The sequence below is a fragment of the Pseudomonas sp. stari2 genome, assembly GCF_040760005.1.
Classification (GTDB): Bacteria; Pseudomonadota; Gammaproteobacteria; order Pseudomonadales; family Pseudomonadaceae; genus Aquipseudomonas.
On record NZ_CP099760.1, the window covers coordinates 1,022,676 to 1,046,435 of the forward strand.

At 61.6% G+C, this 23,760-nt stretch carries 22 protein-coding genes; 17 read left to right on the top strand and 5 right to left on the bottom strand.

What is annotated here, in order from left to right; all coding sequences use genetic code 11:
* Positions 1-58 precede the first annotated feature (58 nt).
* From NH234_RS04505 to NH234_RS04515, 3 genes are read right to left on the bottom strand one after another with little or no spacing between them, the layout of a single operon-like run.
* Positions 59-436: a MerR family transcriptional regulator gene (locus NH234_RS04505; protein ID WP_367255717.1), complete on the bottom strand. Its 378-nt coding sequence runs from the start codon at positions 434-436 to the stop codon at positions 59-61.
* Positions 437-487: 51 nt separating this feature from the next.
* Entirely contained in the window at positions 488-1,066 is a 579-nt protein-coding gene (locus NH234_RS04510; RefSeq protein ID WP_367255718.1) for an NAD(P)H-dependent oxidoreductase, read from the bottom strand.
* A 42-nt stretch (positions 1,067-1,108) separates the two neighbouring features.
* Positions 1,109-1,990 (bottom strand): LysR substrate-binding domain-containing protein, encoded by an 882-nt coding sequence (locus tag NH234_RS04515; RefSeq protein ID WP_367255719.1) that lies wholly within the window; start codon positions 1,988-1,990, stop codon positions 1,109-1,111.
* 82 nt (positions 1,991-2,072) lie between these two features.
* Here NH234_RS04515 and NH234_RS04520 point away from each other — a divergent pair, with 82 nt between their 5' ends.
* The gene (locus tag NH234_RS04520; RefSeq protein ID WP_367255720.1) at positions 2,073-2,837 is read left to right on the top strand and encodes a sulfite exporter TauE/SafE family protein; all 765 of its coding nucleotides are present in this window, start codon (positions 2,073-2,075) and stop codon (positions 2,835-2,837) included.
* On the opposite strand, the gene NH234_RS04525 is transcribed toward NH234_RS04520, so the two are convergent.
* Positions 2,827-3,141 (bottom strand): putative quinol monooxygenase, encoded by a 315-nt coding sequence (locus NH234_RS04525; protein WP_065261059.1) that lies wholly within the window; start codon positions 3,139-3,141, stop codon positions 2,827-2,829. The two genes, NH234_RS04520 and NH234_RS04525, sit on opposite strands and share 11 nt — an antisense overlap.
* Before the next feature lie 202 nt (positions 3,142-3,343).
* Here NH234_RS04525 and NH234_RS04530 point away from each other — a divergent pair, with 202 nt between their 5' ends.
* The 9 genes from NH234_RS04530 (at position 3,344) to NH234_RS04570 (ending at position 12,558) form a co-directional block, all read left to right on the top strand.
* Positions 3,344-3,934 carry an NAD(P)H-dependent oxidoreductase gene (locus tag NH234_RS04530; RefSeq protein ID WP_367255722.1) on the top strand — a complete coding sequence of 197 codons (591 nt, stop codon included), beginning with the start codon at positions 3,344-3,346 and terminating at the stop codon, positions 3,932-3,934.
* A 60-nt stretch (positions 3,935-3,994) separates the two neighbouring features.
* Positions 3,995-4,906 (top strand): LysR family transcriptional regulator, encoded by a 912-nt coding sequence (locus NH234_RS04535; protein ID WP_007953823.1) that lies wholly within the window; start codon positions 3,995-3,997, stop codon positions 4,904-4,906.
* 103 nt (positions 4,907-5,009) lie between these two features.
* The gene (locus NH234_RS04540) at positions 5,010-5,903 is read left to right on the top strand and encodes an NAD-dependent epimerase/dehydratase family protein (protein ID WP_367255724.1); all 894 of its coding nucleotides are present in this window, start codon (positions 5,010-5,012) and stop codon (positions 5,901-5,903) included.
* A 416-nt stretch (positions 5,904-6,319) separates the two neighbouring features.
* The gene (locus tag NH234_RS04545; RefSeq protein WP_367255725.1) at positions 6,320-8,041 is read left to right on the top strand and encodes a carbamoyltransferase; all 1,722 of its coding nucleotides are present in this window, start codon (positions 6,320-6,322) and stop codon (positions 8,039-8,041) included.
* A gap of 64 nt (positions 8,042-8,105) precedes the next feature.
* Positions 8,106-9,281, top strand: coding sequence for an MFS transporter (locus NH234_RS04550; RefSeq protein ID WP_367255726.1), 1,176 nt, complete (start codon positions 8,106-8,108; stop codon positions 9,279-9,281).
* A complete protein-coding gene (locus tag NH234_RS04555) occupies positions 9,247-9,954 on the top strand; it encodes an HAD family hydrolase (protein ID WP_367255727.1) in 708 nt (235 codons plus the stop codon). The genes NH234_RS04550 and NH234_RS04555 overlap by 35 nt, the downstream gene beginning before the upstream one ends.
* Entirely contained in the window at positions 9,951-10,589 is a 639-nt protein-coding gene (locus NH234_RS04560; RefSeq protein WP_085734059.1) for a YdcF family protein, read from the top strand. The genes NH234_RS04555 and NH234_RS04560 overlap by 4 nt, the downstream gene beginning before the upstream one ends.
* Before the next feature lie 25 nt (positions 10,590-10,614).
* Positions 10,615-12,072: an amidohydrolase family protein gene (locus tag NH234_RS04565; protein ID WP_367255728.1), complete on the top strand. Its 1,458-nt coding sequence runs from the start codon at positions 10,615-10,617 to the stop codon at positions 12,070-12,072.
* A gap of 117 nt (positions 12,073-12,189) precedes the next feature.
* On the top strand, positions 12,190-12,558 hold the full coding sequence (locus NH234_RS04570) for a glyoxalase superfamily protein (RefSeq protein ID WP_085734057.1): 369 nt from the start codon (positions 12,190-12,192) through the stop codon (positions 12,556-12,558).
* Here NH234_RS04570 and NH234_RS04575 read toward each other — a convergent pair.
* Positions 12,555-13,583: an AraC family transcriptional regulator ligand-binding domain-containing protein gene (locus tag NH234_RS04575; protein ID WP_367255729.1), complete on the bottom strand. Its 1,029-nt coding sequence runs from the start codon at positions 13,581-13,583 to the stop codon at positions 12,555-12,557. The genes NH234_RS04570 and NH234_RS04575 overlap by 4 nt on opposite strands.
* 211 nt (positions 13,584-13,794) lie before the next feature.
* Here NH234_RS04575 and NH234_RS04580 point away from each other — a divergent pair, with 211 nt between their 5' ends.
* The 7 genes from NH234_RS04580 (at position 13,795) to NH234_RS04610 (ending at position 23,713) form a co-directional block, all read left to right on the top strand.
* A complete protein-coding gene (locus tag NH234_RS04580) occupies positions 13,795-15,390 on the top strand; it encodes an FAD-binding oxidoreductase (protein ID WP_085734055.1) in 1,596 nt (531 codons plus the stop codon).
* A gap of 5 nt (positions 15,391-15,395) precedes the next feature.
* Positions 15,396-16,991: a glycerol-3-phosphate dehydrogenase/oxidase gene (locus NH234_RS04585; protein WP_367255730.1), complete on the top strand. Its 1,596-nt coding sequence runs from the start codon at positions 15,396-15,398 to the stop codon at positions 16,989-16,991.
* Between the two features lie 20 nt (positions 16,992-17,011).
* Positions 17,012-18,580, top strand: a complete 1,569-nt coding sequence (locus NH234_RS04590) for an FGGY-family carbohydrate kinase (protein WP_085734053.1) — start codon at positions 17,012-17,014, stop codon at positions 18,578-18,580.
* A 116-nt stretch (positions 18,581-18,696) separates the two neighbouring features.
* The gene (locus tag NH234_RS04595) at positions 18,697-19,983 is read left to right on the top strand and encodes a phospholipase (RefSeq protein WP_367255731.1); all 1,287 of its coding nucleotides are present in this window, start codon (positions 18,697-18,699) and stop codon (positions 19,981-19,983) included.
* Positions 19,984-20,028: 45 nt separating this feature from the next.
* On the top strand, positions 20,029-21,987 hold the full coding sequence (locus NH234_RS04600; RefSeq protein ID WP_367255732.1) for a DUF1302 domain-containing protein: 1,959 nt from the start codon (positions 20,029-20,031) through the stop codon (positions 21,985-21,987).
* A 32-nt stretch (positions 21,988-22,019) separates the two neighbouring features.
* The gene (locus NH234_RS04605) at positions 22,020-23,393 is read left to right on the top strand and encodes a DUF1329 domain-containing protein (protein WP_367255733.1); all 1,374 of its coding nucleotides are present in this window, start codon (positions 22,020-22,022) and stop codon (positions 23,391-23,393) included.
* A 92-nt stretch (positions 23,394-23,485) separates the two neighbouring features.
* On the top strand, positions 23,486-23,713 hold the full coding sequence (locus NH234_RS04610) for an Arc family DNA-binding protein (protein WP_367255735.1): 228 nt from the start codon (positions 23,486-23,488) through the stop codon (positions 23,711-23,713).
* Positions 23,714-23,760: the final 47 nt, after the last annotated feature.

Below are 23,760 nucleotides of genomic sequence, written 5' to 3' on the forward strand. Positions count from 1 at the left end.
CGTTCGCTCTGGCGATATAGTACGTATGTATACGTACCTTGCAAGCTATTCCTTGTGCTTATTTTGCAGTCGATACGCTCGACAGGCATTGCTGTTGCGCGTGTTCAAGACTGGCCTCCAGCGCGCTCAGTTCCTCTTGCTGGCGGGTGAGTTTCGAGAGCTGCGCCGCGATTTCCTGTTGTTTGCCGGCAATCGCGCGGCGGGCCTTTTCATAGGGCGTCAGTTCAGGCTGGCCGGCAAAGATCGCCTGCAATTCCCTGAGGCGAAAACCCAGTGCCTGTGCGCATTTGATAAAACTCAGCAGTTCGACCGTCTGCGGGTCGTAAACCCGGTATTTGCCCTGGCGCGGGGCCTCGGGCAGCAGGCCGATCGACTCGTAGTGGCGGATGGTCTTGATCGTGGTTCCCGAACGCTGTGCGGCCTGGCCGATGTACATGTGCAAATCCCTTTTCTCCGTCAGCGGGCCAGAGCACCAATAGCGGAAAACTCAATGCCGGGCAATCGATCCGGCCTGCTTCAGCCAGGTTTCACGCTGATGGTCGCTGGCGCCGAGCACTGGTCCGAAGGTCAGCGTCCGGCGAGGTTCGATACCGCAGAACGCCAGTGTGTTCTTGCGCACCTCGTGAAGGCCGGGCATGCGATAGATCCAGCGGTAATACCAGGGCGGCGTGTCCATGGTGACCAACAAATGGGCGCTGCGACCGTGCAGGAGTTTGTCGGGAAATGCTTTGCCCTCGCGGTATTTGAAAGCGAAGCCGGGGAGCAGGACCCGATCGAAAAAACCTTTGAGCAGCGCCGGAATCCCGCCCCACCAGATCGGGTACACCAGCGTCAGGTGTTCGGCCCAGAGCAGGTCGGCCTGAGCCTGGAGCAGATCCGGTTCAAGGGCCTGAACCTGGCGGTAGCCTTCGCGCAGGATCGGGTCGAAATCGATCTGGCCGAGGGACAGTTGCCGCACCTCGTGCCCGGCCTCGCGGGCTGATTCCAAGTAACGTCCGGCCAGTGCCGCACAAAAACTTTCGCTGGATGGATGGCCGAGAATCAACAAAATCCGCTTGCCCATCATGACTGCCCCTGAGGAAGAAACCCCAAGGGTAAAGTCTGCCCCTCAGGGCAGAGTCAAGGCGTCGAGCAACGCGCGGGCATAGGCGGGGAGGGCGGCGAAATCCCGCGCGCACAGCAACAGTTTACGCATGGCCCAGCCCTCATTCATCGGCACGGTCTTGAAGGCTTGCGGCGCGGCACGCTGGACCGCCGCCAGCGGCACGATTCCGATTCCGGCGCCCCGGGCCACCATGCGCATCACGCCGTCGAAACCATCGGCGCAGATACGGATCTGCATCCGTGAGCCGTTGTGCAGGGCCTGTTCTTCCAGGTAAATCGCCAGCGCGCTGTCGGCATGCAGACCGATGAAGTCGTGGCGCAGGGCGTCGCTGAAACTGATTTCGGTCGCGTCAGACAGCGGATGTTCCAGCGGCAGAATCAGCACCAGCGGATCATCGCGAAAGGCTCGGGTCTGCAAGTCGGTGGTGTCGATCGCATCGGACACAATGCCCAGATCCGCCGCGCCCTGGCGCAAGGCATGGGTGATGCGGGCGCTGGGCAACTCCTGCAAATCGATGTCGAGGTTGGGATGCTCACGCAGGAAATCCGCGAGCACCTCCGGCAGGTATTCGCTGAGGGCCGTGGTGTTGCACAACAGACGCACCTGGCCTTTGACGCCGCGCGCGTATTCCGCCAGATCCTGTTGCAAGCGGTCGGCCTGTTGCAGCAACACTCGCGCATGTTGCGCCAGGGCTTTGCCGGCCGGCGTCGGTGTGACGCCACGGCGCCCGCGCTCCAAGAACTCGGTGCCCAACGAAGCTTCCATCGTCCGGATCCGCGCACTGGCCGCCGCCAGCGACAGATGACTGCGGGCGGCGCCGGCGGTGATGTTGCCGCTGTCGAGGATGTGCAGGTACAGGCGCAGGTCGGTGAGGTCGAAGTGCATGACGTGTGGCTCTTGCTGAGAGAGAGGCTGCCTCAGTGTATGACAGATTTTCAGTTCATCCGCGCAGGCGCACAGTATCGCCATGAACGCACTCGCAGATTTCTATCAAAACCTCGGTCTGGCCCTGTCTTTGCTGGTGATTGCGACCTTCGTCCTCGCCGGTCTGGTGAAAGGCGTGATCGGCCTCGGCCTGCCCACCGTCGCCATGGGCTTGCTTGGTCTGGCTATGGTGCCGTCGCAGGCTGCGGCGTTGCTGATTATTCCGGCAACCCTCACCAATGTCTGGCAACTGGCGTTCGGCGGGCATCTGCGCGGGCTGGTGAACCGGCTGTGGCCGATGCTGCTGGCGATCTTTTTCGGTACGGCCATCGGCACGTTGTGGATCGGCATGGCGGGTGGGCATTGGGTGGTGCGCGGGCTGGGCACGGCGCTGTTGCTCTATGCGCTGAGCGGATTGTTTATGCCGACGCTGAGTGTCAGTCGCCGTCATGAACCGTGGCTGGGACCGCTGTGTGGCGTGATCACCGGCGTCATCACTTCGGCCACCGGCGTGTTCGTGATTCCGGCGGTGCCGTATCTACAGGCACTGGGTTTGAGCCGCGACGAACTGGTTCAGGCGCTGGGCCTGTCCTTCACGGTTTCGACCCTGGCACTGGCCGGCGGATTGCTCTGGCGCGGTACGCTCGGCGGCGCGGAATTGAGCGCTTCGCTGCTGGCGCTGATCCCCGCCATGCTCGGTATGCTGCTCGGCCAATGGCTGCGCCAGCGCATCAGTGCCGTGCTGTTCAAGCGGGTGTTCTTCATCGGTCTGGGCGCGCTCGGCGCCCATCTGCTGATCAGCGGCTAGCGGACGACGCGCTGAGCATTTCAATCGGGCGGATATCGAAATCCCGCTCCAGATACTCCATGCGATTGGCGAGAAACTGCTGCATGTGGGGCAGGTTCGAGTGCACGTCCAGATGTGCCTGGCTTTCCCAGATCTCGTAGAAGATGAACAGGCTCGGATCTTCCTTGTCGCGCAGCATGTGGTACTCGATGCAGCCAGGTTCGGCGCGGCTCGGCTCGACATAAGCGCGGAAAAACGCTTCGAAGGCCTCGGCTTTTTCCGGGCGGGTCTTGGCGTGCAGGATGAAACCCTGGCGTTCGCTCATCGCAAAAAACTCCTCAGATTCAGATGGCGGCCAATCCTACGGCAACAATCTGCAATCGATTCGTGCGTTTTACTCAAATGAATTTTGCGCAAGCGCGGCTTATTCCGCGCGAGGCGCATCGTTAATCTGCCGCCATCCAATTTTCTCCCCTTGTCCATCCAGCGCTCTGCGCTGCGCATCGGCATCCGATCGAGGCTGTCCCATGAAAAAATTGCTGTTGCTCAATGGCGGTAAAAAATTTGCCCACTCCGACGGTCGCTACAACACCACCCTGCACGAAGCGGCGCTGAGCGTGCTGGATCGTGGTGGTGTCGACGTCAAGACTACCTTCATCGACGAGGGTTACGACATCGCTGAAGAAGTCGCCAAATTCCTCTGGGCCGACGTGATCATTTATCAGATGCCCGGCTGGTGGATGGGCGCGCCGTGGACGGTGAAAAAGTACATCGACGAAGTGTTCACCGAAGGCCACGGCAGCCTCTACGCCAGCGATGGTCGCACCCGTTCCGACGCGTCGCAGAAGTACGGCAGCGGCGGTCTGATCCAGGGCAAGCAGTACATGCTGTCGCTGACCTGGAACGCACCGCAGCAGGCGTTCGATGACCCAAGCGACTTCTTCGAAGCCAAAGGCGTGGATGCCGTTTACTTCCCGTTCCACAAGGCCAACGAGTTTCTTGGCATGACCGGCTTGCCGACCTTCCTCTGCGTGGACGTGATGAAACGCCCGAACATTGAAGCGGATGTGGCGCGTTACGAGCAGCATCTGACCGAGGTGTTTGGCCTCAAGGCCTGACGCTCGGCTACTATCGAAGGCCTGAGCCTGTGCAGCAGGCCTTTCGATTCGAGGACACCCGTGAAAGCCAGATCCGATGAGTTGCAGATTTTCGTCTGCGTGATCGAATGCGGTTCGATCTCCGCCGCCGCCGAGCAGGTCGGACAGACGCCGTCGGCGGTCAGCCGCACGCTGTCGCGGCTGGAAGCCAAGCTCGATACCACGCTGATCAACCGCACCACCCGGCGCATGGACCTGACCGAGGAGGGCAAGTATTTCTTCGAACAGGCCAAGCTGATCCTCGACCAGATGGATCAACTCGAAGAGCGCCTGTCTTCACGTCAACAGACGCCATCGGGGCGACTGCGAATCAACGCCGCGTCGCCGTTCATGCTCCACGCCATCGTGCCGTACATCGACGAATTCCGTCGGCTGTACCCGGACATCCAGCTCGAACTCAACAGCAATGACCTGATCATTGACCTGCTGGAACAAAGCACCGACGTCGCCATCCGCATCGGCACCCTTGCCGATTCGACGTTGCATGCCCGGTCGCTCGGCTGCAGTCCGCTGTTGATCGTCGCCAGTCCCGCGTATCTGGAAAAGCACGGTGCGCCGCTCCAGGTCGCCGATCTGAGTGAACACACCTTGCTCGGCTTCACCCAGAACGAAGGCCTCAACCAATGGCCGTTGCGTTACGTGCACGGCGATCGCTGGCCGATCACCCCGGCGATCAGCGCCTCCAGCGGCGAGACGGTTCGGCATCTGGCGCTGGAGGGCCAGGGCATTGCCTGCCTCTCGCATTTCATGACTATCGACGACATTCGCGCCGGGCGCCTCAAGGTGTTGCTGGCGGAATTCAACAGCGGCTATCGCCAGCCGATCAACGCGGTGTACTACCGCAACTCACAACTGGCGCTGCGCATCCAGTGCTTCCTGGATTTCATCCAGAGCAAACTGGCGGCTTACGCCAGCGCTGATTTCAAAGGCTGATTCGTGACCCCTGCGCAACAGTGATTTGGTTGTGGACGGGTTTTTCCACCGGGTTCTGCGGTCGATACTCGTTGCATCACTTATTCACGCAGGGAGTTTCTCCATGAACGTATTCGTCACCGGCGCCGCCGGTTTTATCGGCGGCTCCATCGCCACCGGTCTGGTCCAGGCGGGCCACGCCGTCACCGGTCTTGTGCGCAGCGAGGAACAGGCCAATGAGCTGAAAGCACTGGGCATCACCCCGGTGATCGGCACCCTCGACGACAAGGCACTGCTGGCCGAACAGGCTCGCGCCGCTGACGCGGTGATCAACGCCGCCAGCAGCGACCATCGCGGCGCCGTCGAAGCCTTGCTCGATGCCCTGCGCGGCTCGAACAAAGTGTTCCTGCACACCAGCGGTTCGAGCATCGTCGGCGATGCCTCGGGTGGTAAATCCAGCGACGTCATCTACTTCGAAGACAACCTGCCGGAGCCCACCATCGACAAAGCCGCACGCGTGGCCATCGACAACCTGATCCTCGCCGCGGCGAAGGACGGCGTGAACTCGGCCGTCATCTGCAACACCTTGATCTACGGTCACAGCCTGGGCGTCAATCGCGACAGCGTGCAACTGCCGCGCCTGCTGAAACAGGCGCGCCAAAGCGGCGTGGTGCGTCACGTCGGCACCGGCCAGAACATCTGGTCCAACGTGCACATCGAAGACGTGGTGGCGCTGTACTTGCTGGCCCTGACCAAAAACGTCCCGGGCACCTTCTACTTCGTCGAAAGCGGCGAAGCGTCGTTCATCGACATGACCACTGCCATGGCCCAAGCCCTGAACCTCGGTGAGCCGCAAGACTGGCCGCTGAAAGACGCCGAAGCGGAGTGGGGCTACGAAATGGCCAACTACGGGCTCGGATCGAACAGCCGGGTACGCGGCAAACATGCCCGCGAATTGCTGGGTTGGGCGCCGAAGCGTACGTCGGTGGTCGAGTGGATCCGCAACGAAATGGTGTGAGCCCGCACCACACTTGAACCTGTGGGAGCCAACCGGCTCCCACAGGTTTTTTTATGCCCCGGAAAAGAAGGACAGGATGCCGAGGCTCATCGAAACGTTCAGACATTTCCTACTAGTCTGATCCCCGCACAGGCATGGCCAACGCAACTGGCCGGTTTGTAGGATAGCGGGCACCCACTGGTTGTCTGGCCATGAGGCCAGGTCGGTGGGTAACGCCCGTGGAAATTTTTTGCAAAAGGAATTTGCGATGGCAATACGCACCTCTGCTGCCTGCTTGTAAAGGCACATCCCGGGCGAACCAGACGATTTCGCCTCCTCACGGTTCATGACACGGCACCAAGCGCCCTGGCTGGAGCATTGCGCTCTTCGGTCGTGGGCAAACTCATCCGCGAAATTGGCAAGAACAAGGAGTAGTTATGGTCATTTTGGGCATTACCAATAACGATTTGTCGGGCGCTTGCCTGGTACGTGATGGTCAGATTCTCTCGGCAGTCAGCGAAGAGCGTTTCACCCGGATCAAGGACCACAAGATCTGGCCCGCCAAATCCATCGAGTTTGTCTTGAGTCAGGCCGGCGTGTCGCTGGAAGATCTCGACTACGTGGCTTACGGATGGAATGCCGGTTTCAACGCCGATAAACACCTTGAGCTGTATTTCGACCGGATCGTCGAGGAGGTCCGGAACAACCCCGAGGGCCTGGCGCAGTTCCGCCAGCGTGTCACCGATGAAGTCCGCAACGACAGAGAGAAGCGCGCCGAATTCGACCGGTACATCGCTGCCAATGGCTTGACCGGCAAGGCGTATTACATCGATCACCACGAGTGCCATGCGCTCGGCGCCTATGTCTGCTCGCCGTTCGATGAGGCCTTGACCCTGACCTGTGACGGGCGCGGCGACTTCCAGTCCCTGACCGTGACCTGGTACAGCCCGACCGAAACCACGGTGCTGCAACGAGAAACCAGCATCGACAGCCTGGGTTACTTCTACGGCCGGATCACTCACTTGCTGGGCTACAAACCGAACCGTCATGAAGGCAAGGTCACGGGCCTGGCCGCGTTCGGCGATCCGCAGAAGTTGCTGGGGCTGATGCAGCAGATGATCCGTTTCGAAGACGGGCGCATCAAGGCAAGTTGCGGCGACCTGTTCGTGCCGTCCTACAACAACTACAGCGAATCACTGGAAACCCTTTTCTCCCGGGAAACCCCCGAGGATATCGCCGCCGCCGTGCAGCGCCACTCCGAAGACTTGCTGGTGGCGGTCGTCAAACATCATCTGGAACAACGCGGCAGCACCAATCTGTGCCTGGCCGGCGGCGTGTTTGGCAACGTCAAACTCAACCAGCGCCTGCGCGAGATTCCCGGCGTTAAAAACGTCTATGTGCTGCCGTGCATGGGCGATGGTGGCCTGGCACTGGCGGCGGCCGTCGGGGCGGCGTACCTGGAGAACGGCACCCGCTTCAAGAACCCGGTAATGACCCTCGGCCCGGATTCGCGCAGCGTTTCGCAGAACATCAACCTGATCCATCGCGACTATCCCGAGCTCGGTTACCACACCCCGTCGAACATCATCGATGTGCTGACCGACGCACTGATGGAAAACCAGGTGCTGGGCATGTTCAAGGGCAAGATGGAGTTCGGCCCGCGCTCACTGTGCAACCGCAGCATCGTCTATCACGCGCAGGATGGCGAAGTGAACGACTGGCTGAACAAGCGCATGCACCGCACGGAGTTCATGCCGTTCGGCCCGGTCACCGCCATTGAACAGGCAGCGGCCTGCTACGTCGGCTGGGATGAGGATCAAGTCGCGGCAGACACCATGACCATGACCTACGATTGTCATCCGCAGTTCAGCGAAGCCAGTCCGGCAGTCGTGCACATCGACGGCACCGCGCGGCCGCAGATCATTCGCCCGGAGCGCGATGCGTTCATGCATCGCCTGTTGAATGCCTGGCATGAGCGGACGGGTCAGGCGGCGTTGATCAACACCTCGTTCAATCGCCATGAAGAGCCGATCGTGTGTTCGTCTCAGGATGCACTGGATGCGCTGAAAGAAGGGATGGTCGATCTGGTGGTGATGAGTGAGTCGCTGATTGTCTGGCGCAAAGGCAAAAACAGCTTCACCCAGCAACGCTTCGAATAACGCAAGGATGGTTACAGGGCTCCGCTGGAGCCCTGCTCAGGAGTATCGAGCGTATGGTTGATTCATGTATCTGATCTTTTTCGGGTTCTTTGCCGCGGAAGGGATCATCTATCCGTTCTGGCCGACCTGGCTGAATTCGCTGGGTTTCAGCGCCAGCCAGATTGGCCTGCTGATCGCGGCGGTCTATTGGCCCCAGGTGGTGACCGGAGTGTTGATCACCTACGTGGCCGACTGGCGCGTGGACCAACTGCGGCTCGCGGCTTTTCTCGGTTTCTCGGCAGCGTTGTGTACGTTGCTGTTCTATTTCATGCCGGTGCACCTGTGGGGATTCGTGTGCCTGAGCATTCTGTTCGGCGGGCTGTGGATGGTGGTGTTGCCGCTGTCCGAGTCCTATCTGCTCAAGCGTGACAAGCAAGCCCTGCAGAACTATGGCTGGGTCCGCGCGGTGGGCTCCTCGGCCTTTATCCTGACATCGACCCTCGGCGGCCTGTTGTTTGCGCAGTACAGCCAGTCCTGGGTGCCGGTGGTGATTGCCGCGTGCATGTTGCTCACCGCGCTGGCGTGCCTGTGGCTGAAGCGTCAGGTCACGCTGGCGCATCTGCACCCCCCCGAGCGTGCGACGAAGCGGCCCGACTGGAAGGCACTGTTCGCCCAAAAGGGCCTGCTGATCGCGATTGCCGCCGCCAGTTTCATTCAACTGAGTCACACCCTGTACTTTTCCACGGCGTCGATCGGCTGGGGCGTGAAGGGCTATTCTTCAACCGCCATCGGGGTGTTCTGGTCAGTGGCGGTGATCGCGGAAATCACCTATTTCGCGTTCTCCAACAAAGTCCTGTCGTGCTGTTCGCCGTTGTCTATCGTGATGTTTTCCAGCGTCTGTGCGGCGGCGCGCTGGGCGCTGTTTTCCGACAGCGATGCGGTGCCGGTGATCCTGTTGGGGCAATGCCTGCACGCCTTGAGTTTCGCGTCGTATCACTCGGCGATCATGCGCTGTATTCGCGACCATGCACCACCGGATATCCAGGTCTTTACCCAGGGGGTCTATTACTCGCTGGCAGTTGCCTTGCCCATGGGGTTGGCCACACCCTTTGCCGGGTATCTGTACGAGACGCAGCCACAATGGTCCTGGTATGTCATGGCGCTGTTTGCCCTGATGGGGACCGTGCTGGCATTCATTGCTCACCAGAAAATGCGAAGTGCAACCGATGACACAACGAACGTTTACAGCCGTCTGCTTTGATATGGATGGCGTGCTGATCCAGTCGCGCCAGGTCATCGAACTGGCCTGGACCACGGTAGCGCGCAAGTACGGTGTGACGGTCGATCAGGCCTTCATCGACGATCACATTCACGGCCGCCCGGGCGGTTACACCCTACGGGCCCTGTTTGGTCAGTTCGACGAAGAGCAGCGTGTGGTGATCAAGCAGGAAGTCGATGCCATCGAAGAGGTTTCGATCTGCGCGCTGGTGCCGGGGGGCGCTGCGTTCATCGCCGAATTGAATGGACGCGTGCCGCTGGCGCTGGTGACCAGCAGCTGGCGAGCGCGAGTCGACCACGTCCTGCAACAACACGACCTGACGTCGGTTTTCGACTGCATCATCTGCCGCGACGATGTGCGCAGTGGCAAACCGGCTCCCGATCCTTATCGTCTGGCCGCCGCCCACCTGGAGCGTCAGAGCGATGAATGCCTGGTCTTCGAAGACTCGGTCAGCGGTGTGCAGTCGGCGGTCAGCAGCGGCGCGCTGTGCATCGGTATCGGCGACGATCCTACGCTGACGGCCCACGGGGCACTGCGGACGTACGCGGATTTCACGGCGCTCCCGGTCTCGCAGGGCGGTGTGGATACACACCTTTATGTCGACGGCGGGCTGTTTATCAGTGGGAACGTTACCAAGAGGTTCGCACACTCATGACACCGACCTTGCGACACGCGACCGTCCTGTGGAATTTCCTGGGAGCAGGGCGCCAGCACCGTGAGTGTGAGCTGATCGTGGTGTGCGGTTCCTACGACTTGCGGGTCTGCGATTACGCCTGTCAGTTGCTGAAAAAAGGCGTCGCCCCGCATCTGTTGTTCACCGGCAACACCGGCAACTGGACGAAGCATTTGTGGGCACGCACCGAAGCCGATATTTTTGCGCAACGGGCCATGATTCAAGGTGTTTCGCCGGATCAGTTCACCCTCGAATCCCGCGCCACCAACTTCGCCGAGAACATCGCGTTTGCCAGGGCGTTGTTCCCGGACGTGCGCCGGGCGACCTTCCTGACCAAGCCGAATTCGATCCGGCGCGTGGCGCTGACCTTGCCCGTTCAATGGCCAGAGCTTGAGGCGTGGGTGGATGCGCCGTCGTTCAGTTTTCCGGGGGAGGTCAGCAACCTGATCGGGGTCCTGGGGCTGATCGACGAAATGGTCGGGGATATCCACCGGATCATGGTTTACCCTTCGATGGGCTTTCAAACCGAGCAAGTGATTCCCGAGGAAGTCGAGGTAGCCTGGCGCTACCTGATCGAACAAGGATTCGATCACCATTTGATCAAAGGCAGACACTGACGCCGCGCTGCCGCCGGAGACTGACATGCTGTACGACACACTGATTCGCAACGCCCTGGTCATCGACGGCAGCAACACCCCGGGCTACACCGCCGATGTGGCAATCCTCGACGGCCGCATCGCGCGCATCGGCGATCTGGGCGATGCCCGCGCCACCGAAGAGATCGCCGCCGCCGGTCGTGTGCTGGCGCCGGGTTTCATCGACGTGCACACCCATGACGACACCGTGGTGATCCGCCAGCCGCAGATGCTGCCCAAGCTCAGCCAGGGCGTGACCACGGTGATTGTCGGCAACTGCGGCATCAGCGCCGCCCCGGTCAGTCTCAAGGGCGATCCACCGGATCCGATGAACCTGCTCGGCACGGCCGCCGCATTCGTCTATCCGCGTTTCAGCGATTACCGCGCGGCGGTCGAAGCGGCCAACACCACGCTGAACGTCGCGGCACTGGTCGGGCACACGGCGCTGCGCAGCAATCACCTTGATGATCTGTTTCGCACCGCGACTGACGATGAAATCGCCGCGATGCGTGAGCAGTTGCGTGAAAGCCTGGAGGCGGGCGCCCTTGGTTTATCCACAGGTCTGGCCTACGCCAGTGCGTTTTCGGCGTCCACCGATGAAGTCATGCAACTGACTGAAGAATTGAACGCGTTCGGCGCCGTGTACACCACCCATCTGCGCAGTGAATTCGAGCCGGTGCTGGAGGCCATGGACGAAGCCTTTCGCATTGGCCGCCACGCCCGTTCGCCGGTGATCGTTTCCCACCTCAAATGTGCCGGTGTGGGTAACTGGGGGCGCAGCCCGCAGTTGCTCGCGTCGCTGGAAGAAGCGGCGAAAACCCACCCGGTCGGCTGTGATTGCTACCCCTACGCGGCGAGTTCTTCGACGCTGGATCTGAAGCAGGTCACCGACGCCCACCGCATCACCATCACCTGGTCGACGCCACACCCGGAAGTCAGCGGCCGCGACCTGGCCGCCATCGCGGCCGAATGGACGATGCCATTGCTCGATGCCGCCAGACGCCTGCAGCCGGCGGGCGCGGTGTATTACGGCATGGACGAGAACGACGTGCGCCGGATCCTCGCCCATCCGCTGACGATGGTCGGTTCCGACGGCTTGCCGGAAGACCCGTTCCCCCATCCGCGCCTGTGGGGCGCTTTCCCACGGGTGCTCGGCCATTTCAGTCGTGACGTCGGCCTGTTTCCGCTGCACACCGCCGTGCACAAGATGACCGGTCTGTCGGCGGCGCGTTTCGGCTTGAAAGAGCGGGGCGAGATTCGCGAAGGACACTGGGCGGATCTGGTGTTGTTCGACCCGGCAACCGTGCATGACGTGGCAGACTTCAGCGACCCGCAACGTGCCGCGCAAGGCATCGACGGCGTGTGGATCAACGGCGTGCTGAGTTATCGCGAGGGGCAGGCCAACGGGCAAAGGGCAGGGCGGTTTCTGGCGCGTGAAGGTGATCTGCGTGACAACTTTCACTGAGTTTCGCGGATTGCGTCACAGTGATGGCACATTGCGATTAAAGAAAGCCATCACCAAGCCGAATTGCTGACATCTACCCCGGCTACACTACGGGGCCAATCAGTCAGGGAGCACCCCATGAGCTTCGGCAAAACCACCCCGATCCTGCGGATTTTCGATGAAGCCAAGGCCTTGGAGTTCTATGTCGACTTCCTCGGCTTCAAGATCGATTGGCAGCATCGTTTCGAACCCGGTTTTCCGTTGTATCTGCAAGTCTCCCGGGGCGAATGCGTGCTGCACCTGTCTGAGCATCATGGCGATGCGACACCGGGTTCGGCCCTGCGGATCGAGACCGATGAACTTGAGGCATTCCAGCAGCAACTGCTGGCGAAGAACTACAAGTTCTCCCACCCGGGGATTCAGGCCATGCCGTGGGGCAGCCAGGACATGACCATCGCCGATCCGTTCGGCAATCGTCTGGTGTTCACCAACGCGATCAGCCTCTAGCTGTCGTTCGCTACCCGGTGAGTCTGCCGAAACTCACCGGGCGGCATCCCGCGCCGGCTCTTGAAGGTGCGGTGAAACGAGCGCGGTTCGGTGAAACCCAGATACTGCGCAATGTCCTGAATCGGCAAGGTGCTGTTGAGCAGGTAGTGCTCGGCCAGTTCCTGGCGCAGTTCATCGAGGATCTGCTGATACGACGTGCCGGCCTGATGCAACTGGCGTTGCAGCGTGCGCACCGAGACGGCGAGATGTTCGGCCACCTGTTCCTTGCGCGGCAGACCTTCCTTGAGCAACTGGCGCAAGATGCTTTTGACCCGCTGCTCCAGCGATGCATCCTCCAGTGTCGCCATCAAACTCTGCGCGTGTTCTTCCAGGGTGCGCAGCAAATGCGCATCGGCCTGGCGCAGCGGCAACTGCAAATACGGCAACGGCACGATCAGCGCGGAATAGGGCTGATCGAACAGCACCGGGCATTCGAAAAACTGTTCGTACTGTTCCAGGGTCGTGTCCGCCGGACGTGAGTGCTCCAGCCACACAGCGGCCGGCGACAACTGGGTGTCGGCGATCCAGCGTGCATATTGCAGCCAGGAGCCGAGCACGTTCTCCACCAGATGCCGGCGAATTCGCGGGCGCTCAAAACGACAGCTCCAGATCAGGTGCACGTGGCTGTCCTGCACCTCGGCACGGCTGACGCCCATGTCGCCCACCAGTTTTTCGAACGGCATGATGCGGCTCATGGCGTCGCCCAGTGTCGCGCAGTTCATGGTGATGTAACCCAGCACGCTCCAGGAATTGGGCAGCACGAAATTCGCCGCGTTGAGGCCGAACAGCGGATCGCCCGAATGCTCGCAAAAGTAATCGAGCAAGCGCTCATGGGTTTCACCCGGCAGGCGCAGGCTGTTGTCGCTCAACTGCTGCGCCTGCAACCCGGCCGCCACCAACGCAGGCTCGATGGCCAAGCCCAGATGCTCGGCGTGGCACAGGTACTTGAGCAGTGGCGGAACGGAGGTGAAGCCGAGCGATTGCATGACCTAATTCCCTTGATCGAGGCCGCCACGGGCGGATGAGCGCCCTGAAAGGTAATTTGAATCCACGACTAAAGTAAATGGCTGACGCTTGCGCGACGTTTGACTCAATTGGCTACTCGAACTGGCCGGATGCGACCGTGACACTTTCCGCCGGCTGACTAGTATGAGGGCCTGAAATCTCACTGATCAGACTGCACAGAAGGACACACGCATGCGACGCTGGAACGGCTGGGGAGATGCAACCACGGTGGTCGAACTGCCGGCCCAGGGCGCAAGTTTTCTCCATGAGCGGCTAGGGGAAGGTAGAGCGCTGCCCGACGCCACGCTTGAAGCAGCATTGGCCCGCGTGCCGGTCTCGCGGCTGGCGGAACACGCCTTGTACAGCATCGACGCCCATGATCGTTTGCTGCATGCCCGGGGCCAGAGCCTGCCGGACTGGCTGGCGTTGCGTGAAGGCGCGCTGGGCAACTATCCCGATGCCGTGGCGTTCCCGGAAACCGCCGAACACATTCGCCAGTTGCTGGCGCTCGCCCAGGCGCAGGACCTGTGCCTGATTCCCTATGGCGGCGGCACGTCGGTGGCCGGGCATATCAACCCGCCGGACTCTGCGCGGCCCGTGGTGACGGTGTCGCTGGCGCGGATGAATCGTCTGATCGACCTCGACGAACAAAGTCTGCTGGCGACTTTCGGCCCCGGCGCCAGTGGTCCGCAGGTGGAAAGTCAATTGCGCGCCCGTGGCTACACGCTTGGGCATTTCCCGCAGTCGTGGGAGCTGTCGACGCTGGGCGGTTGGGTGGCCAGTCGATCCAGTGGTCAGCAATCGCTGCGCTACGGAAGGATCGAGCAACTGTTCGCCGGCGGAACCCTGGAAACCTTTGCCGGACCGCTACAGATTCCAACCTTCCCGGCCTCGGCGGCCGGCCCGGATCTGCGTGAAGTGGTGCTGGGTTGCGAGGGGCGTTTCGGGATCATTTCCGAGGTCAAGGTGCGGGTCAGTGCGCTGCCGGCCGATGAGCGTTTCTACGGCGTGTTTCTGCCCAGCTGGAGCAAGGCGCTGCAAGCCATTCGGCGACTGGCGCAAGCGCGGGTGCCGCTGTCGATGCTGCGCCTGTCCAATGCGGTGGAGACCGAAACCCAATTGGCACTGGCCGGTCATCCGCAGCAGATCGCCTGGCTGGAAAAATACCTGAGCCTGCGCGGGGCCGGGCAAGGCAAATGCCTGCTGACCTTCGGCGTGACCGGCAATCGCAAGCAGAATGCGCTGTCCCTGACTCAGGCCCGTCAGCATCTGAAGGCGTTCGGCGGGGTGTTCACCGGCACGCTGCTCGGCAAGAAGTGGGCGCAGAACCGCTTTCGTTTTCCGTATCTGCGGGAGAACCTGTGGAACGCCGGTTATGTGGTCGACACCCTGGAAACCGCTACCGACTGGAGCAACGTCGACAACCTGCTCAACCTGATCGAAAACAGCCTGCGGGATGCATTGGCGGCCGAAGGTGAGCGAGTGCACGTGTTCACCCATCTGTCCCACGTCTACGGCGAAGGCTCGAGCATCTACACCACCTACGTGTTTCGCCCGGCGGCGGACTATCCCGCGACACTGGCCCGTTGGAAATCACTCAAGCACGCGGCCAGCCAGACCATCGTCGACAACCACGGCACCATCAGCCACCAGCACGGCGTGGGCAAGGATCACGCGCCGTACCTGCCGCGCGAAAAGGGCGCGCTGGCGATGGACACCTTGCAGGCGTTGAGCCGGCACTTTGACCCGGCCGGGCGCCTGAACCCCGGCACCCTGTTGCAGGAGTGACCGCCATGAGCGCGGACTGGAACGCCGAATGGCGCCAGCAAATCCTGCCGACGCTGGCGGGTGAGCACTGGGATTTGATCGTTATTGGCGGCGGCATCAGCGGCGCCGGCATCCTGCGTGAAGCCGCGCGCCGTGGCTGGCGTTGCCTGTTGCTGGAACAGCGTGATTTCGCCTGGGGCACCTCCAGCCGATCTTCGAAAATGGTCCATGGCGGTTTGCGCTACATCGCCAAGGGCCAGTGGCGCCTGACCCGGGATTCGGTGCGCGAACGCCAGCGTCTGCTCGACGAAGCGCCGGGGCTGGTGGAGCCGATGAGTTTCATGATGCCGCACTATCGCGGCGGCTTTCCCGGGCCGCGTGTGTTGGGTGGTTTGTTGTCGGTCTATGACGCATTGGCCGGGCGCCGGGATCATCGTTTTCATGATGCGCAGCAACTGCGTTTTCTGGCGCCGGGCGTGAAAGAAAATGGTCTGCTGGGCGGCACCTGTTTTGTCGATGCGCTGACCGATGACGCACGGCTGGTGATGCGCGTGTTGAGCGAAGCGCGGGGCGATGGCGCGGTAGTGCTCAACGGTATGCGCGTCGAACATGTGTTGCGTGAAAACGGGCGGGTGTGTGGGGTTCAGGTCGAGGATTGCGAGGCCGGCGCATCAATGCAATTGCGATGTGGTGTGCTGGCGGTGGCCACCGGGGCCTGGGCCGAACGCTTGCGTCCGCCCGAGGCACCGCGTCAGTTGCGCCCGTTGCGCGGCAGTCATTTGCTGCTGCCGGGCTGGCGCTTGCCGGTGGCGCAGGCCTTTACGTTTATGCACGAGCAGGATCGGCGACCGGTGTTTGTTTTCCCGTGGGAAGGCGCCACGGTGGTGGGCACCACCGACCTCGATCACCGCGAGAAACTGGACCAGAGCGCGAGCATCAGCGCAGAGGAACTCGATTATCTGCTGGCCGCCTGCCGACAGCAGTTTCCCGGCGCTGAAGTGACAGCGGCCGACGTGCTTTCAACCTGGTCCGGCGTGCGCCCGGTGGTGGGCAGTGCGGCGGGTGAGCATCAGGACAAACCGTCGAACGAAACCCGTGAACATGTGCTGTGGCAGGAGCCGGGTTGCGTAACGTTGGCCGGCGGCAAACTCACGACGTTCCGACCGCAGGCCATCGAAGTGCTCAAGGCGTGCGCCGACATGCTTGGCCGTTCTTTTGATGACGATGCCGCGCCGGTATTTGCCGCCGTGCCGCCACTGACAATCCCCGGCCTCAGCCCCGGTCAGTGGCGACGTCTGGCCGGGCGACATGGCCGGGACTTGCCGAGGCTGGCGCAACTGCTCGCCGAACTGGGTCGTGAAACGGTCGGCGCCACCGACACCTTGTGGGCCGAACTGGCCTTCGCCTGCGAAGCAGAAATGGTCCTGCATCTGGATGACCTGCTGCTGCGCCGAACCCGTCTCGGCCTGTTGCTGCCCCATGGCGGCGCCGATTGTTTCCCGGCCATTCGCCGACTCTGCCAACCACGATTGGGCTGGGACGACGAACGCTGGCAACAGGAACAGCAACGTTACCAGGCGTTATGGCAACGCCATCACGGCCTGCCGGAAATCGCGCAGTGATGCCCCTCGAAGAGAGCTCCATGGACAACCACCCGAACAAGCGTTACCTGCTGGCCATCGACAATGGCACCCAGAGCGTGCGCGCGCTGCTCTTCGATTTGCAGGGCAATCTGCTCGGCAAGGGCAAAGTTGAATTGCAGGTCTATTACTCGACGCAGCCGGGCTGGGCCGAACAGGATCCGGAATATTACTGGGCGAAACTGGGCGAGGCCTGTCAGCAGGTATGGGCGCAAACCGGCATCGATCGCTCGCAGATTGCCGGGGTTTCCCTGACCACTCAGCGCGGCACGGTGATCAACGTCGATGCCCAAGGCAAGCCGCTGCGCCCGGCAATTCTCTGGCTCGACCAGCGCCAGAGTGAAGTCGAAGGCGGGATAAAGGGGCCGTGGGGCTGGCTGTTCAAACTGGCCGGCGCGCAGGCCACCGTGGATTACTTTCGCGCCCAGGCCGAGGCCAACTGGATTGCCCGCCATCAACCCGAAGTGTGGGCGGCGACCGACAAGTTTTTGCTGCTCTCAGGCTTTCTCACGCATCGGCTGTGCGGGCGCTTCGTCGACTCGGTAGGTTGTTGCGTCGGTTACTTGCCGTTCGACTTCAAACGCCTGCGCTGGGCCGCAACCCGTGACTGGAAATGGCAGGCGCTGGCGGTGCGTCCCGAGCAACTGCCGACCTTGCACAAGCCCGGTGAAATCCTCGGCCACATCAGCGCCGAAGCCAGTCGCCACACCGGCATTCCCGAGGGGGTTCCGCTGATCGCAGCGGGGGCGGACAAGGCTTGTGAAGTCCTCGGTTCCGGCGTCGTTGACTCGGGCACGGTGTGCCTGTCTTACGGCACCACGGCGACGATCACCAGTACCCGCTCGCGCTATCTGGAAATCGTCCCGCTGATTCCGCCGTACCCGTCGGCGGTACCGGATCAGTACAACTGTGAGGTGATGATTTATCGCGGCTACTGGATGGTCAGCTGGTTCAAGAACGAGTTCGGCCTGCGGGAAATGCAGCAGGCCAGGGAGCAGGGCGTCGAGCCCGAGCAGTTGTTCGATGCGTTGGTCAATGCGGTGCCACCGGGCTCGATGGGCTTGATGCTGCAACCCTACTGGTCACCGGGCATTCGCGAACCGGGCGTGGAGGCCAAAGGCGCGATGATCGGCTTCGGCGATGTGCACACCCGTGCGCACATTTACCGGGCGATTCTTGAAGGCCTGGCCTATGCCTTGCGCCAAGGCATGGAGAAAATCGAGAAGCGCTCGAAGATCTCCGTCACCCGTCTGCGGGTCGCCGGCGGTGGCTCGCAAAGTGATGCGGCGATGCAACTCACGGCGAACATTTTCGGCCTGCCGGCGGAGCGCCCGCATGTCTATGAAGCGTCTGGCCTGGGGGCGGCGATCTGTTGTGCGGTGGGGCTTGGGTTGCACGCGGATTTCCCCACGGCGATAGCGGCGATGACCCGGGTTGGCGCGGTGTTCCAGCCGCAGCCTGAGGCGCAGCAGGTCTACGAGCGACTGTACAAGGACGTGTATCTGCGCATGTATCGACAGCTCAAACCGTTGTACCAGAGCATCCGCAAGATCACCGGTTACCCGGCCTGAAACAACAGCGCATGTGGCGCTATCGGAGAACTTTTCTGGTGAGATCGGACAGTGTCAGGGGCGGGGTCGGTTGTTAGGCTCGATCCCCACGGCACACATAACAAGAACCAGAAGCAATGAAGCTGATCTCCCTCCTGCTGCTTTGCGCAATGGCCCCGACGGCGTGGGGCTGGTCGAACCATACGGTGGGCAGCTACCTGGCGTTGCAGGATCTGCCGGTGTTGCGCGATGCATCGCTCGTCGAGGTCGAACCGCTGGAGCGGTTTCTCTCCGAGCAATACACGGCCATCGTCGCGTTGCTCGATGAACAGGAACGCTTCGCCCGCGAACACTTCAAGCAATACCCGCCGCGTCCCGACAACCTCAAAATGCCAGCGGCGCCGAGCGACAATCTGCGCCACGACTTCCTCACCGCGTTGCGGATCAATCCGCTGATTCATCTGGCGATGGTCATTCAGCCGTTGCCAGGCAAAGACCTGCCCGAACGCGAACATCTGCAGGCCGATCAGGTGATGGTCGAGCAGACGCTTTCGCCGTGGAATCGACAGCGTTTCATTCGCGTGGCTGATCACGAAAAAGTCGCGCCCCTCGCCGTACTGGCGAGCGCGGCTGATGAGCCGGATTACGGCCACGACATCAATCTGTTCAGCGACAACCCCGGCGAAGTCGCCGCGTTGTACGGCTTCGGCCCACAGCCGTTTGGCGATGCGCGCTTCCAGTACAGCTCCCAGGCGCCGTTCCACATGGGCTTCTTCCATGAGAGTCCGGTGGTGTACGCGGCTGCCGGATTTCTCGAGCGCAGTTGGCCGGACTGGCGCGCGTATCAGTACATGGGGCTGGCGCGACTGGCGTTTGCCACGGGGCATTCCTACTGGGGATATCGCTTTCTCGGCTGGGGCCTGCACCACGTTCAAGACCTGACCCAGCCGTATCACGCCAAGCCGCTGCCAGGCGTCGAATTGCCGAGCCTTCTGCTGCTGGAAGGCAAGGCCCTGGCCGGTTTTGCGCAGGACAAACAGGCGTCCATTGAACGGGTCGCGACCCGCCACACGGAAGTCGAGAAATACCAGTCGACCTGGCTGCGCCGCGTGCTGCGCGCCGGCCAGCCGCATCCGATGCTTGACGCCTACGCCGATGTCTCCGGGGACGCACATTACCCGCCGTACTCCGTGGACTACCTGCGTGAAGTGGTGAGTGCCGAGTCCGTCAATGACTCCGCCGCCTTCGATGAAGCCATCGGTCAGTGGCTGGAAACGGCACCGGTCACCAGCGATTTCAGTGCCGGCAATCAGCTGCAGCAAGAGAATTTCGACCATCCGCAACTCAACCGGCAACTGCTCAGACTGCTCGGCCATTTCGGCGCCCACAGCCGGATCTATGTCAGTGCGGGACTGGCGCCCTAAGCATCGCGGCAACACACAACAATAAGAACAGGGAAGGAGGAACAGATGATCAACACTCGATTGCGCCTGTCTGGCGCAGCGCTCCCCGGTGTCGGTTTGGCAGGGCTGCTGCAACTCTGCGCAGTCGATGCGGTGCAGGCCGCCGAGTTCAGCGTGCTGGACAATCAGGTCACCGGCTCGCTCGACACGACCTTGTCCTACGGCCGCCTGTGGCGGGTCCAGGGCCGGGACAAGAACAATGATGACGTCAACACCAACGACGGCAATCGCAACTTCGAAACCGGGCTGGTTTCCGAGGTGTACAAGATCACTTCGGAGCTGGAGGCCAACTACCAGAACTACGGGATGTTCTTGCGCGGCACCGCGTTCTACGACACTCAGTTGATGGACAAGCGCAACGACTACTACCACAACAACAGCCCGTCGCAGCCGAGCCAGAGTTATCCCCAGGACGACCGTTTCACCAGCCAGACCCGCGACATCGCCGGCAGCCGGATCGAAATGCTCGACGCCTACGTTCATGGCAGCTGGGATGTTGCCCAAATGCCGGTGACGGCGCGGGTAGGGCGTCAGGTGTTCAACTGGGGCGAGGGAATTTTCTATCGCGGCGGGATCAACACCACCAACCCGGTGGACGCCGCCAAGTACCGCTTGCCCGGCGCTGAAGTCAAGGAAGTGCTGATGCCGGTGGAGGCGGTCAGCTTCAACATCGGCCTGACCGACAACCTGACCATGGAGAGCTTCTACCAGACCAACTGGAAGGAAACCCGCATCGATCCGGTCGGCACCTTCTACTCGCAGACCGACCTGTTCGCCGACGGCGGCAACACCGCTTACAACAACTTCAGCGGCACTGCCCTCGATACGCCGGTGCCGGGGTTCGGCAATGTCATCGGCCTGTACAGCGCATTGGGCAACAACCCGTTGCTCGGCCCGGCGCTGAAATCCACCGGCCTCTACGCCAACGGCGTGACCCCGACCTATGGCAACACCCTCAAGGTGGCGTCCATCGGCAAGGATTACAACGCACGCAACGACGGTCAGTTCGGCTTCGCCTTTCGCTACATCGCCGAAGAGCTCAACAGCACCGAGTTCGGGTTGTACATGGTCAACTACCACGCCAAGGAGCCGACCATCGCCGCCGACCTTGGCGGCTACAAGGGTATCGACATGAATGCCTTGACCAACATGCTCTCCAGCGTGGCCGGCAGTCAGGCCGGGGCCCTCGCCAACGGGCTGGCGACTGCCGATGTGATGGGCAACATCCAGGCCCATCGGCGGTATGCCGAAGACATCCGCATGTACGGTTTCAGCTTCAACACCACGCTGGGCAGTGCCTCGGTGTTCGGTGAGCTGGCCTATCGACCGAATCTGCCCATCGGCATCGCCGCCACCAACGACTTGATCGGCGATCTGGCCAACGGCGCTGCGGCGGCGGTGTCCGGCAAGGCCATTAACGTCGGCGGGCAAATGGTCACCCTCGACAGCCAGATCAACAACGCCGAGCGGGTGGAGGCGTTCAACACCTCGCTGGGCAGCATCTACAACTTCGGCCCGACGCTGTCGTTCGACTCGATGTTCGGCATCTTCGAACTGGCCTCCGAGCACCTGCGCGGCAGCAGCCTGCAATACATCGCCTACGACGGCAGCACCCGTTACTACGCCGGCACCGGCAACACTTCGTACGTGTCCGGCGGTGATCGCGACGATCAGGTCAACCGAAACTCCTACAGCTACACGGTGATGTTCAACGGCACCTGGAACGACGTGTACGCCGGGATCAACGTCTCGCCCTACGTCGTCTACAAGGACGACTTCAAGGGCAACAGCTATCAGGCCGGCAACGCCATCGACGGGCGAAAGGCCTACACGCTGGGCGTCAAGGCCAACTTCCAGAACAAGCTCGAAGCCGAACTGCAGTACACCGAGTTCTGGGGCGGCGGGCAGAACAACGGCATTCGCGACCGCGACAACGTCGGGTTCAACCTCAAGTATTTCTTGTGAGTACCACAGGTTTTCTATTTCGGAGAACGAACATGTTTCACACTTCACGATTGACCAAAACCACGCTGGCGCTCGTCCTCGGCCTGGCCACCGGCAGTGCACTGGCGGCCATCTCGCCCCAGCAAGCCGAACAACTGAAAACCTCGCTCACCCCCATGGGTGCCGAGCGCGCCGGCAATGCTGCCGGCACCATCCCGGCCTGGACCGGCGGCATCACCCAGGCCCCGGCGGGCTACAAACCCGGCCAGCATCACCCCGATCCGTACGCGTCGGACAAACCGCTGTTCACCATCAGCAAGGCCAATCTCGACCAGTACAAGGCGCATCTCACACCGGGACAGATTGCCCTGTTCAACAGCTACCCCGACACCTTCCAGATGCCGGTCTATCCTTCGCGCCGATCCGGCTCGGCACCGCAGTGGCTGTATGACAACACCCTGAAGAATGCGACCTCGGCCAAACTGCTGGAGGGTGGCAGCGGGTTCGCCGATGCCTATGGCGGCGTGCCGTTTCCGGTGCCCAAGGACGGGGTCGAAGTGCTGTGGAATCACATCACTCGCTATCGCGGCATCTACGTCGTTCGCCGAGCTTCCGAAGCACCGGTGCAACGCAACGGCAGCTTCGCGCTGGTGACCTCGCAGCAGGAAGGTTTCTTCAACTACTACCGCCCGGGCGGCCAGTTCGCCGACCTGAAAAACATCCTGTTCTACTACCTCGCCTTCGTGAAAAGCCCGGCCCGCCTCGCCGGTGGTGCCGCGCTGGTGCACGAGACACTGGACCAGCTCAAGGACGCCCGCCAGGCCTGGATCTATGACGCCGGCCAACGCCGCGTCCGCCGCGCACCGAACCTCGCCTACGACACGCCGATCGCCTCCTCCGATGGCCTGCGCACCGCAGACGACACCGACCTGTTCAACGGCTCGCCGGACCGCTTCGACTGGAAGCTCAAGGGCAAGCAGGAAATCTACATCCCCTACAACAACTACAAAGTCGGCAGCCCCGACGTCAAATACGCCCAACTGCTCACCCCCGGCCACCTCAACCCGCATTACACCCGCTACGAACTGCACCGGGTCTGGGTGGTGGAAGGCACGCTCAAGCCGGGCGCGCGGCATGTCTATTCCAAGCGAGTGCTGTTTCTGGATGAAGACAGCTGGGGCGCCGCGCTGGTGGACCAGTACGACGGGCGAGGGGAGTTGTGGCGCGTATCGATGGCCTACCTGAAAAACTTCTACGACCTGCCCACCACCTGGAGCGCACTCGACGTCTTCCACGACTTGCAGGCCCGCCGGTACTACGTGCAGAACCTGGATAACGAAGAAGCCTCCACCGTCGACTTCTCGCAACCGGTGCCGGAAGATTCGTATTTCATGCCGTCGGCGTTGCGGCAGCGGGGGACTCGGTGAGCTGTAATCCGTTTCTTCTAAAGAGCAGGCAGAGGTTTTCGAGTTGGTTTGTTAGTCTGGGATCACTCATTTCACGGATTGCAGGAAGCCCGATGAATAGCATCACTATTCGACTCGACGAGCAGATGACAGAGCAACTGCGTATCGCTGCCGCCCAAAACGGCCATTCCATGGAGGACGAAGCGCGGCAGACTCTGGAGAACGCGTTGGCTACGGTTGATCGAGCTGGCGGGTTAGGTACTCGGATACACAATCGATTCGGCGCCATGGGTGGCGTCGAGCTCGATCTGCCATCACGTTCAGAAAACCTCAGCGGCTGATAAACACCGCTCACAAAAAGCCCGCCGCCACACTAAAACCAGTGTGG

What these genes read in the sequence shown, in the direction of transcription:
- NH234_RS04505 (WP_367255717.1), bottom strand. Translation starts at nt 436, where the DNA reads ATGTACATCGGCCAGGCCGCACAGCGTTCGGGAACCACGATCAAGACC.
- NH234_RS04510 (WP_367255718.1), bottom strand. Translation starts at nt 1,066, where the DNA reads ATGATGGGCAAGCGGATTTTGTTGATTCTCGGCCATCCATCCAGCGAA.
- NH234_RS04515 (WP_367255719.1), bottom strand. Translation starts at nt 1,990, where the DNA reads ATGCACTTCGACCTCACCGACCTGCGCCTGTACCTGCACATCCTCGAC.
- NH234_RS04520 (WP_367255720.1), top strand. Translation starts at nt 2,073, where the DNA reads ATGAACGCACTCGCAGATTTCTATCAAAACCTCGGTCTGGCCCTGTCT.
- NH234_RS04525 (WP_065261059.1), bottom strand. Translation starts at nt 3,141, where the DNA reads ATGAGCGAACGCCAGGGTTTCATCCTGCACGCCAAGACCCGCCCGGAA.
- NH234_RS04530 (WP_367255722.1), top strand. Translation starts at nt 3,344, where the DNA reads ATGAAAAAATTGCTGTTGCTCAATGGCGGTAAAAAATTTGCCCACTCC.
- NH234_RS04540 (WP_367255724.1), top strand. Translation starts at nt 5,010, where the DNA reads ATGAACGTATTCGTCACCGGCGCCGCCGGTTTTATCGGCGGCTCCATC.
- NH234_RS04545 (WP_367255725.1), top strand. Translation starts at nt 6,320, where the DNA reads ATGGTCATTTTGGGCATTACCAATAACGATTTGTCGGGCGCTTGCCTG.
- NH234_RS04550 (WP_367255726.1), top strand. Translation starts at nt 8,106, where the DNA reads ATGTATCTGATCTTTTTCGGGTTCTTTGCCGCGGAAGGGATCATCTAT.
- NH234_RS04555 (WP_367255727.1), top strand. Translation starts at nt 9,247, where the DNA reads ATGACACAACGAACGTTTACAGCCGTCTGCTTTGATATGGATGGCGTG.
- NH234_RS04560 (WP_085734059.1), top strand. Translation starts at nt 9,951, where the DNA reads ATGACACCGACCTTGCGACACGCGACCGTCCTGTGGAATTTCCTGGGA.
- NH234_RS04565 (WP_367255728.1), top strand. Translation starts at nt 10,615, where the DNA reads ATGCTGTACGACACACTGATTCGCAACGCCCTGGTCATCGACGGCAGC.
- NH234_RS04570 (WP_085734057.1), top strand. Translation starts at nt 12,190, where the DNA reads ATGAGCTTCGGCAAAACCACCCCGATCCTGCGGATTTTCGATGAAGCC.
- NH234_RS04575 (WP_367255729.1), bottom strand. Translation starts at nt 13,583, where the DNA reads ATGCAATCGCTCGGCTTCACCTCCGTTCCGCCACTGCTCAAGTACCTG.
- NH234_RS04580 (WP_085734055.1), top strand. Translation starts at nt 13,795, where the DNA reads ATGCGACGCTGGAACGGCTGGGGAGATGCAACCACGGTGGTCGAACTG.
- NH234_RS04585 (WP_367255730.1), top strand. Translation starts at nt 15,396, where the DNA reads ATGAGCGCGGACTGGAACGCCGAATGGCGCCAGCAAATCCTGCCGACG.
- NH234_RS04590 (WP_085734053.1), top strand. Translation starts at nt 17,012, where the DNA reads ATGGACAACCACCCGAACAAGCGTTACCTGCTGGCCATCGACAATGGC.
- NH234_RS04595 (WP_367255731.1), top strand. Translation starts at nt 18,697, where the DNA reads ATGAAGCTGATCTCCCTCCTGCTGCTTTGCGCAATGGCCCCGACGGCG.
- NH234_RS04600 (WP_367255732.1), top strand. Translation starts at nt 20,029, where the DNA reads ATGATCAACACTCGATTGCGCCTGTCTGGCGCAGCGCTCCCCGGTGTC.
- NH234_RS04605 (WP_367255733.1), top strand. Translation starts at nt 22,020, where the DNA reads ATGTTTCACACTTCACGATTGACCAAAACCACGCTGGCGCTCGTCCTC.
- NH234_RS04610 (WP_367255735.1), top strand. Translation starts at nt 23,486, where the DNA reads ATGAATAGCATCACTATTCGACTCGACGAGCAGATGACAGAGCAACTG.